This window comes from Comamonas sp. (assembly GCF_036666375.1).
Classification (GTDB): Bacteria; Pseudomonadota; Gammaproteobacteria; order Burkholderiales; family Burkholderiaceae_C; genus Comamonas.
Genome location: NZ_JAVWWA010000058.1, coordinates 1 through 10575, shown reverse-complemented (window position 1 = coordinate 10575; position 10575 = coordinate 1). Strand labels below are relative to the sequence as shown.

Annotated in this window: 8 protein-coding genes and 1 pseudogene; all 9 read left to right on the top strand. The window is 64.5% G+C overall.

What is annotated here, in order from left to right; genetic code table 11:
* The first annotated feature begins 27 nt into the window (after nt 1–27).
* Entirely contained in the window at nt 28–2142 is a 2115-nt protein-coding gene (gene pilQ / locus RR928_RS14685; RefSeq protein ID WP_332683110.1) for a type IV pilus secretin PilQ, read from the top strand.
* A 21-nt stretch (nt 2143–2163) separates the two neighbouring features.
* Nucleotides 2164–3723: a hypothetical protein gene (locus RR928_RS14680; RefSeq protein WP_332534530.1), complete on the top strand. Its 1560-nt coding sequence runs from the start codon at nt 2164–2166 to the stop codon at nt 3721–3723.
* Between the two features lie 116 nt (nt 3724–3839).
* Nucleotides 3840–4394, top strand: coding sequence for a shikimate kinase (locus RR928_RS14675; RefSeq protein WP_332534529.1), 555 nt, complete (start codon nt 3840–3842; stop codon nt 4392–4394).
* Nucleotides 4395–4511: 117 nt separating this feature from the next.
* Nucleotides 4512–5630, top strand: a complete 1119-nt coding sequence (gene aroB / locus RR928_RS14670; RefSeq protein ID WP_332534527.1) for a 3-dehydroquinate synthase — start codon at nt 4512–4514, stop codon at nt 5628–5630.
* A 14-nt stretch (nt 5631–5644) separates the two neighbouring features.
* On the top strand, nt 5645–6826 hold the full coding sequence (locus tag RR928_RS14665) for a deoxyguanosinetriphosphate triphosphohydrolase (RefSeq protein ID WP_332534525.1): 1182 nt from the start codon (nt 5645–5647) through the stop codon (nt 6824–6826).
* Nucleotides 6827–6965: 139 nt separating this feature from the next.
* Nucleotides 6966–7589 (top strand): DUF1415 domain-containing protein, encoded by a 624-nt coding sequence (locus RR928_RS14660; protein ID WP_332534523.1) that lies wholly within the window; start codon nt 6966–6968, stop codon nt 7587–7589.
* A complete protein-coding gene (locus RR928_RS14655) occupies nt 7590–8477 on the top strand; it encodes a class I SAM-dependent methyltransferase (protein ID WP_332683096.1) in 888 nt (295 codons plus the stop codon). It begins immediately after the preceding gene.
* A 153-nt stretch (nt 8478–8630) separates the two neighbouring features.
* Complete coding sequence (locus RR928_RS14650) at nt 8631–9335, top strand: transposase (RefSeq protein ID WP_332534519.1); 705 nt, start codon at nt 8631–8633, stop codon at nt 9333–9335.
* A gap of 188 nt (nt 9336–9523) precedes the next feature.
* A pseudogene (locus RR928_RS14645) lies at nt 9524–10575 on the top strand (glutamate synthase subunit alpha); the annotation flags it as partial.

Genomic DNA, 10575 nt, shown 5'->3' with positions numbered 1-10575 from the left:
CTGGCGCAGCGCTTGCTGGCGCAGCGCTTGCTGGCGCAATGCCGACACGCGGCGGTGACGGCAGGGCTGCTGCTTTCGTCATCGGCGTTTGCTCAAGGCGCCATCCAGTCGGTGGCGGGTTCTCTGCAGGACGGCAGCGAGGTGCTGCGCATCGAGCTGTCGGAGCCGCTCGCCAAACCGCCCACAGGCTTTGCCATCCAGTCGCCAGCGCGCATTGCGCTCGACTTCCCGGGAACGCAGAACGCGACCGGCCAGTCGCAGGTCGAACTCAACCAGGGCAATCTCAAGTCGGTCAATGTGGTCGAAGCCGGCGGTCGTTCGCGCGTGGTGCTCAACCTCAAGACCGCGACTTCCTACAGGACCGATATCCAGGGCAAGAGCCTGTTCGTCATTCTGGCGCCCGTGCCTTCGGCCTCGACCGCACAGGCCGTGGCCGAGCCGCGCGTGTTCAACGCCCGGCCTGCGGGCAGCGATGTGCTGCCTATCCGCGACGTGGACTTCCGCCGCGGCGCCGACAGCTCCGGGCGCATCGTGATCGGGCTGGCCAGCAATCAGGTGGCCGTCGACCTGCGCCAGGAAGGCAAGGCGCTGGTCGCCGATTTCCTGCGCTCCTCGCTGCCTGAAGGCCTGCGTCGAAAGCTCGATGTGACCGACTTCGGTACGCCCGTGCAGACGATCACCACGACTGAGTCCAGCGGTCGCGTGCGCATGCGCATAGAGCCCGCAGGGGACTGGGAACACAGTGCCTACCAGAGCGACAACCAGTTCGTCATCGAAGTGCGGCCCAAGAAGGTCGACGCATCGAAGCTGAGTCAGGGGCCGGACTACACGGGTGAAAAGCTGTCGCTGAACTTCCAGAGCATCGAAGTGCGTTCGCTGCTGCAGGTCATCGCGGATTTCACCAATTTCAACATCGTGACCTCCGACACCGTCACGGGCTCGCTGACGCTGCGCCTCAAGGACGTGCCCTGGGACCAGGCGCTGCAGATCATCATGGACGCCAAGGGTCTTGGCATGCGCAAGTCGGGCTCGGTGCTGTGGATCGCGCCCAAGGATGAAATCGACGCGCGCACCAAGAAGGACTATGAGGCAGCAATGGCCATTCAAAAGCTCGAACCCCTGCGCACCCAGGGCTTCCAGCTGAATTACGCCAAGGCGACCGACATGATCAAGCAGATCGCGAGCCATTCGAGCGGCAGCGGCTCCACCACGCGCTTTCTGTCGGAACGCGGCTCGGCAATCGCCGAACCGCGCACCAACCAGCTGTTCGTGACCGACACGCCGACCAAGCTCGAGGAAGTCAAGACCCTGCTCGCAACACTGGACATTCCCGTGCGCCAGGTGCTGATCGAAGCGCGCATCGTCGAAGCCCGCGACACCTTCGGCCGTTCGCTGGGCGTCAAGCTCGGCGGTGGCGATCTGCGCGCGCAGAACGGCGGCAACGGCGGCTATTCGATAGGCGGCGGCAACCGTGTCGGCATAGGCACCAACTACGGCAATGCGACCGCGACGGGCGGCGTGGGCACCACGGTCGATACATCGGGCACTTTCGTGAACCTGCCGGCTTCGTTGTCCAACGTGCAGTCTGCGGGGACATTCGCGCTGTCGATCTTCAATTCGGCCGCCAATCGCTTCCTGACGCTCGAACTCTCGGCGATGGAAGCCGACGGCAACGGCAAGGTGGTGTCCAGCCCGCGGCTGATCACCGCCGACCAGACCAAGGCGCTGATCGAGCAGGGCACGGAGTACCCGTACTCGGTCACGGCGCCCAATGGCGCGACCACGATTGCATTCAAGAAGGCCGTGCTCAAGCTCGAAGTCACGCCGCAGATCACGCCCGAAGGCAACATCATTCTGGATCTCGACGTCAACAAGGACAGCCGTGGCGAGACCACGAGCCAGGGCGTGGCGATCGACACCAAACATATCCAGACGCAGGTGCTGGTCGAGAACGGCGGTACGGTGGTGATTGGCGGCATCTTCGAGATGGAAGAAACCAACAACGAGACCAAGGTGCCGCTGCTCGGCGATGTGCCGGTGTTGGGCAATCTGTTCAAGAGCCGCACGCGCGAGACGTCGAAGCGGGAAATGCTGGTCTTCATCACGCCCAAGATGCTGATGCAGAACAAGAGCGCGCGCTGATTTTTCCATTGAGAGACATGTATGAAGATCTATAACTGTGTATTGGCGGTCGTGATGACTGCTGCCTTGGCGGCTTGCGGCGGGGGCGGCGGCAGCGGCGGCACGCCCGGATTTGGCGGCAGCACGGGCAACGGCAGCGGCACGTCCGCAACCTATGTCGTGCAACTGCAGTTGCAGACGAGCGCGGGCGTGGACCTCGCCAGCAACTCCTTCGCAGCATCGGACTCGGTGCGGCTGCTGGCCACGCTCAAGACGGCGGCCGGTGCGGCCGTACCCAATGAAATCGTGACTTTTTCCGAAAGCGGCAGCGGATTGCTGCAATTCACTCCCACGGCCGCCACGGCGCTGACGAACGCAAGTGGCCAGGCCGTGATCGAAGCCAAGGCCGGCGCACTCGATGCGCTGGGCGCGACGACCGTCACCGCGACGGCCACCCTGGCCGCCAAGCCCTATGCCGCATCGCGCAACCTGGCGGTCACGGGCGCCGTGGTCGAGGGCGTGGATCCGCAGACGCTGGCACGTGGCGTGAACTTTGTCTCGGCCGTGCCGGCCGACAAATCCATTGTGATTGCCGGCGCGGGCGGCAACGGCCGTTCCGAAACCGCCATCCTGCAATACAAGGTGGTCGATGGCACGGGCGCTGCCGTTCCCGGCGTGCGCGTGACCTTCGAAGCGATCCCGGCCAATGTGGTGACGCTCAACAGCACCACGGGCACGACCGATGCCAGCGGCGTTGTCTCTGCTTCCGTGTCTTCCAAGACCTTGCCGACTTCGGTGGTCGTGAAGGCCACCGTGACCGGCTCCACGCTGCTCACCCAGTCCGACACCTTGACCGTGACCACGGGTACGGCCGTTCCTGGCGCCTTCGATCTGTCGGCCACCAAGTTTGTGCTCAACCGCGATATTTCGGGTGATTCCAGCATCATTCGCGTGGCCGTCTCCGATGCCAATGGCAACCCGGTGGCGGACGGCTTCCCCGTGGTGGCAACCACCACCTACGGCCGTGTCGGCACCTCCGATCGCGGTGGCTGCACGACCATCAACGGTCTGTGCGACATCGAATACCAGGTGCAGAATCCACGCCCCCTGGACGGCGTACGCATTCCCGTGGTGGTGACGGGTCAGGCCTTCTCGGCGGCTGCCGGCAAGGACGTGACCATTTCCGACACCATTTATTTCAATGCCACCAGCGTGAGCGATGGCGGTCTCTACAGCGGCAATTCGCTGGTGACGTCGTTCGATGGGCTGGCGTTCGATGGAACCTGCAAGGCCATCTGGACGGGCAGCGTGGGCACGGCCAAGGGTTTTGCCTTGCCGGCCGGCAGCACGCTGTCGATCGAATCGCTGTCGACCGTCGCTTCGGCCAGCGTCCTGTCCGGCTCGCCCGTGCTGGATGCTCTGAATGCGCGTGCGCCTGAGCAATCTTCGCCCAACACCCGTACGGCAGTGGCACTGACATTCAGCCTGACCAAGGCTACAGCACCTGGAACAGCCAACCTGCTGTTCAAGCTTACGGCCGGCACCCGCGTGCAGCAATTCGCCATTCCGGTGAACTACCCCGCCTGTACGCCTGCGGCCTGATACAGGTCATTTCCAGGGGCCCGGAAGTCGGCGCCCGCCACTTGCGCTAAGCTCGGCGGCGGCGACTTCCTCGGACCTTCAGACAAATCCGCCTTAGGGCGGATTTTTTCCATCCCATGTACACATTGATCGGCCTTCCGGGCAGCGGAAAAACCACCATCGGCAAGCAACTCGCCCATCTCTGGGGCATGGGCTTTGTCGACAGCGATCATGTGATCGAGCAGCGCCTGGGCTGCACCATAGCGGACTACTTCAGCGCGCATGGCGAAGCGGCATTCCGCGATGTGGAGCAGCAGGTCATCGACGAGATCACGGCCGTGCCCCAGCCCCTGCTGCTGTCCACGGGCGGCGGTGTGGTGCTGCGCGAGGCCAACCGCATCCATCTGCATTCGCGCTCGACCGTGTTCTATCTGCAGGCCGCACCCGACGATATCGCGCGGCGGCTGCGCAACGACACCACCCGACCGTTGCTCAAGGGCCAGGACCCGGCCCTGCGGCTGCGCGAGTTGATGCAGCAGCGCCATGCGCTCTATCTGGCGACCGCGCATTACACGATCAAGACCGCACGGCTGTCCGTGACCCAGGTGGTGCGCAAGCTCGCGATGCAGGCCGAGCTCGGTGAATATGATTTTCCCGCGCCGCACGGCGGTGCGATGGCCACGCCGCGATAGATGTTCTGCGCCGCTGGGCGTCGCTTGCGGCTACGATAGAAGGCTTGGGGCGACGCGCCGCCGCCTTTGACCACGATACGCGCACTTGCGGTGCTTTTTGAGAACGGACGGAACACAATGGATCTGAGCGCAGTGGCAGGTTGCCAGCACCAGGTGAATATTGATTTGGGCGAGCGCTCCTACCCGATTCTGATTGGCAGCGGTCTGCTGTCCGATCCATCGGTCTACGCCGCCTTGCCGCGCGCGCGCACCGCGCTCATCGTGACCAATGAAACGGTCGCTCCGCTGTATGCGGCCCAGCTCCAGGCCGCGCTGGCGCCGCATTACCCGCAGGTGCAGGTGGTGACGCTGCCCGACGGCGAAGAACACAAGAACTGGCAGACGCTCAACCAGATCTTCGACGCGCTGCTGGGCCAGGGCTGCGACCGCAAGACAGTGCTGTTCGCGCTCGGCGGCGGCGTGATCGGCGACATGACGGGATTTGCCGCCGCCTGCTACATGCGCGGCGTGCCTTTCGTGCAGGTGCCGACCACGCTGCTGTCGCAGGTCGATTCCTCGGTCGGCGGCAAGACGGCCATCAACCACCCGCTGGGCAAGAACATGGTTGGCGCGTTCTACCAGCCGCAGCTCGTGGTCTGCGATCTCGACACCATGGCCACGCTGCCGCCGCGCGAACTCGCTGCGGGCCTGGCCGAAGTCATCAAGTACGGTCCTATTGCCGACATGGAATTCATGACCTGGCTCGAGGACAACCTCGATGCGCTGCTGGTCGGCGACAAGGCGGCGCTGGCGCATGCGGTCAAGCGCAGCGTGGAGATCAAGGCCTGGGTCGTGAGCCAGGACGAGCGCGAAGGCGGGCTGCGCGCGGTGCTCAACTTCGGTCATACCTTCGGCCACGCGATGGAAGCCGGCATGGGCTATGGCGTCTGGCTGCACGGCGAAGGCGTGGCCGCGGGCATGGTCATGGCCGCGCGCCTGTCGCGCCGCCTGGGTCTGGTCGACGAGGAATTCGTGCAGCGCCTGGTGCGCCTGATTGCGCGCGCGGGCCTGCCCACGCGCGGCGCGATCATCGCCAGCCGCGACAACGCGGGCCACTACCTGCAGCATATGCGTGTCGACAAGAAGGCCGAAGGCGGCGAGATCCGTTTCGTGCTGATCGCCGAGCCGGGCAAGGCCATGGTGCGTTCGGCGCCCGACAAACTGGTGCGCGAAGTGATAGACGCTTGCTGCCTCTGAGCAACAACCAGCCCATGGACGCGCATCCGACAGGCCTGGCGCGCTGGGCCTGCAGGCCCGCGGACACGCGTGGCCGGCTGCACGAGGAGGCGCCCGCGCCCACGCGTTCCGATCACCAGCGCGACCGCGATCGTATCGTGCACTCGTCGGCGTTTCGCCGGCTGGTCTACAAGACCCAGGTGTTCCTGAACCACGAGGGCGATCTGTTTCGCACGCGGCTCACGCATTCGCTCGAAGTCGCGCAGTTGGGCCGTTCGATCGCGCGCTCGCTGCGGCTCAACGAAGACCTGGTTGAAGCCATCTGCCTGGCGCACGACCTGGGTCATACGCCGTTCGGCCACGCGGGCCAGGATGCGCTCAATGAATGCATGCGCGAGTGGGGCGGCTTCGAGCACAACCTGCAAAGCCTGCGCGTGGTCGACCGGCTCGAAGAGCGTTACCCCGGCTTCGACGGCCTGAATCTCACTTTCGAGACACGCGAAGGCATTCTCAAGCACTGCTCGCACGCCAACGCCGAGCGCATAGAGCAGCGCGAGCCCGGCGGCATTGCCCAGCGTTTTCTGCGCGGCGAGCAGCCTTCGCTCGAAGCCCAGCTGTGCAATCTGGCCGACGAGATTGCGTACAACGCCCATGATGTCGACGACGGCGTGCGCTCGGGTCTGATCAGCATGGAGCAGCTGCTGGCCGTGCCGCTGTTTGCGCGCTACCACGCGCTGACGCTCGATCAGTACCCGCAGATTGCGGCGCAGCCGCATGGCCAGCGCCGGCTGCTCTACGAAACCATACGCCGCATGCTCAGCGACCAGGTCTATGACGTGGTGGCCGAGAGCCAGGCGCGGCTGGCGCTGACAGACCCCACCGACGCGGCCGCGGTGCGGCTGGCGCCGCCGCTGGTCGCCTTCAGCGCCGCGATGCGCGCCGAATCCACGCAGCTCAAGCGCTTTCTGTTCCAGAACCTCTACCGCCACCCGCAGGTGATGCAGACCACCGACCTGGCCCAGGTCGTGGTGCGCGAGCTGTTTGCGATCTACCTTGTACGCCCGCAGGAAATGAAGCCGCGCTATGCCGAGCGCGCGCACGACGCGGGCGACGCCACTGCGCTGGCGCGCGTGGTCTGCGACTTCATTGCGGGCATGACCGACCGCTATGCGGCGCGCGAGCACGCCAGGCTCACGGGCCGGCAGCTGCTGGCCTGAGGCCGGTGCGATTGCCCACGGCCCAGCGCCGACGTACGGGGATAGCTACAATTGCCGACCCCCACCAACGCTTGGCACATGGCCGCGCTGCCCACAATGCGCGCAGCCCTGGCGCACGCGTGCACGACAAGGCTATCCCATGACCGAATTTTCCTCTGCGCCTGATCTGCAGGCCTATCCCACTGACCTGGTCATCGAAGACACCCGGCGCTGGCTCGAAAAGGCGGTCATAGGACTGAACCTGTGCCCGTTCGCCAAGGCGGTGCATGTCAAGAACCAAGTGCATTACGTGGTCAGCGAAGCCACGGATGCGCGCGGCGTGGCCGAGCAGCTGCAGGTCGAGCTTGAAGCACTGGCCGAAATCTCGCCCGAGAAGCGCGACACCACCTTGCTGATCGTGCCGCATGCGCTGCAGGACTTCCTGGACTTCAACGACTTCCTGGAGCTGGCCGACGAGCTGGTCGAAGCCATGGACCTGGGCGGCATCCTGCAGGTGGCCTCGTTCCACCCGCAGTTCCAGTTCGAAGGCACGGAAGTCGACGACGTGACCAACTGCACCAATCGCGCGCCGTACGCCATCCTGCATCTGCTGCGCGAAGACAGCATAGACAAGGCCGTGGAAGCGTTTCCCGAAGCCGAGGCGATCTACGAGAACAACATGCAGACGCTGGAAAAGCTGGGCATCGTCGGCTGGCTGGACCTGGGCGTGGGGGCGAGCTGCCCGGTGACGGGCCATACGGCGGCCGCCAAGGAAAGCGCATAAATGGCGCGACAGGACAAACAGAGCGCGAAGAAGGCGCCGCAGGATCCGTTCGAGCAGCTCGAGCTGCGCCCCGGCCAGTCCATAGAGCTGCTCAAGGCGCTGCACATTCTCACGCGCGAAGGCAAGATCAACCAGGATTCGCGCCGCAAGCTCAAGCAGGTTTACCACCTCTATCAGTTCATTGAGCCCTTGCTCAAGGAGCTGTCGGCGGACGAGCACGCGGTGACGCTGGCCGACCATGGCGCGGGCAAGTCGTACCTGGGCTTCATTTTGTACGACCTGTTCTTCAAGGCCCTGGGCCGCGGCCAGATCTACGGCATCGAAACCCGCGCGCCGCTGGTCGAGGCCTCGCAGGCGCTGGCCGCGCAGCTGGGCTTTGACCGCATGCACTTCCTCAACATGTCGGTGGCCGAATCGACGCGCGTCGAATCCATGCCCGAGCGCTTTGACGTCGTCACGGCCCTGCATGCCTGCGATACCGCGACCGACGATGCGATTGCGTTCGGCCTCGAGAAGAAGGCCAGGGCGATGGTGATCGTGCCCTGCTGCCAGGCCGAAGTCGCGGCCTGCCTGCGCGAGACCAAGGCGCTGAGCCTCACGCGCACGCCGCTGGCCGAGCTCTGGCGCCATCCCATCCACACGCGCGAAATGGGCAGCCAGATCACCAATGTGCTGCGCTGCCTGTTTCTCGAAGCCTCGGGCTACCAGGTCACCGTGACCGAGCTCGTGGGCTGGGAGCACAGCATGAAGAACGAGCTGATCGTCGCGCGCTTCACGGGCAACCGCAAGCGCAGCGCGGCCGAGCGCCTGCAGCAGCTGCTCAAGGAATTCGGCCTCGAAAGCCTGGGCGAGACGCGGTTTCGGTTGCCGTCCGTGGCCCAGGACTGATCCGCCAGCCTTGCCGGGATAATGGGGTTGCGCCCTTCGACAAGCTCAGGGCGAACGGCGGGTGGATTCCGTTCGCCCTGAGCCTGTCGAAGGGTGAACGGCCCTGCCTCAAGGCAAAGGCATGTATCTCCATTCCCAGAGCGTTCCTCCAACATGGCCCGTCTCCCCCGCCTGACCCTCGCCGCCCTGCCGCACCACATCATCCAGCGCGGCAACAACGGCGCGGAGATCTTTGTCGACACCGCCGACTGCAACCAGATGCTGGACCTGCTGCGCGAGATGGCCAGGCGCTTCGCGGTCGACATCCATGCCTATGTGCTGCTGCCCGACCAGTTCCAGCTGCTGCTGACGCCCGAGACCGACACCGGCCTGCCGCAGTTCATGCAGTCGGTGGGGCGCAGCTATGTGCGTTACTTCAACAACCGCCATGGCCGCAGCGGCACGCTGTGGAACGGGCGCTACCGCGCCAATGTGGTGGACCCCAACCAATATCTGCTGGCCAGCATGGTCGCGCTGGACTGGAGCCCGGTGCGCGCGGGCCTGGCGCGCGAACCCGCCGACTACGCCTGGTCCAGCTATGCGCACAACGCGGGCCTGCGCTACACCACGCTGGTCCATCCGCATCCCTCGTTCTGGGCGCTGGGCAATACGCCGTTTGCGCGCGAAGCCGGCTACAAGGCCGCGGTCAATGAAGGCCTTTCGGCCGAGAAGCTGGAGAACATCGAACAGGCCGCACTGCGCGGCTGGGCCTTGGGTTCGCCGCAGTTCGTCGCCGAGCTGCAAAGCCGCACCCAGCGCCGCGTGGTGCGCCAGCGCGCGGGCCGTCCGCCGAAAAACCCTTCAGAAATGCCGAACTGACGCGGCTGCTTGAATTCCTTGCTTGCCAAATAAGGGTTTCTTGCTCCTGATTTTGATGTGTCCCTAATTTATTATCTGAATAAAATCATCGGGTAATAATTGAATCTGACCCCAATTATATTTTCTTGCATAGGTTGATGCACTGTCGTAATCTCGGGCTCCCTGCGAAAATAACTGAGGATTCCGCCATGACTACGGCTGCCGAGATCACCCATCTCCAAGAACACGGTCTGTATTCCAAGAGCAATGAGCACGACGCGTGCGGCTTGGGATTTGTCGCCCACATCAAAGGTGAGAAGCGCCACGACATCGTGACCGGTGCGCTCAAGATCCTCGAGAACATCGACCACCGTGGCGCCGTGGGCGCAGACAAGCTCATGGGCGACGGCGCAGGTATCCTGATCCAGATCCCCGACCAGCTGTACCGTGAAGAGATGGCGCTGCAGGGCGTCGCGCTGCCGCCCGCGGGCGAGTATGGCGTGGGCATGATCTTCCTGCCCAAGGAACACGCTTCGCGCCTGGCCTGCGAGCAGGAGATGGAACGCGCGATCAAGGCCGAAGGCCAGGTGCTGCTCGGCTGGCGCGATGTGCCCGTGAACCTCGACATGCCCATGTCGCCCACGGTGCGCGCCAAGGAGCCCGTGCTGCGCCAGGTGTTCATCGGCCGCGGCAACGACGTGATCGTGCAGGACGCGCTGGAGCGCAAGCTGTACGTGATCCGCAAGACGGCCAGCGCCGCCATCCAGAACCTGGGCCTCAAGCACAGCAAGGAATACTACGTTCCCAGCATGAGCAGCCGCACCGTGGTCTACAAGGGCCTGCTGCTGGCCGACCAGGTGGGCGTGTACTTCAAGGACCTCGAGGACGAGCGCTGCGTCTCGGCCATCGGCCTGGTGCACCAGCGCTTCTCGACCAACACCTTCCCCGAATGGCCTCTGGCCCACCCCTACCGCTACGTGGCGCACAACGGTGAAATCAACACCGTCAAGGGCAACTACAACTGGATGCGCGCCCGCGAAGGCGTGATGGCTTCGCCCGTGCTGGCCGAAGACCTCAAGAAGCTCTATCCCATCAGCTTTGCCGACCAGTCCGACACCGCGACGTTCGACAACTGCCTCGAGCTGCTGACCATGGCCGGCTACCCCATCAGCCAGGCCGTGATGATGATGATTCCCGAACCCTGGGAACAGCATGAGTCCATGGACGAGCGCCGCCGCGCCTTCTATGAATACCACGCCGC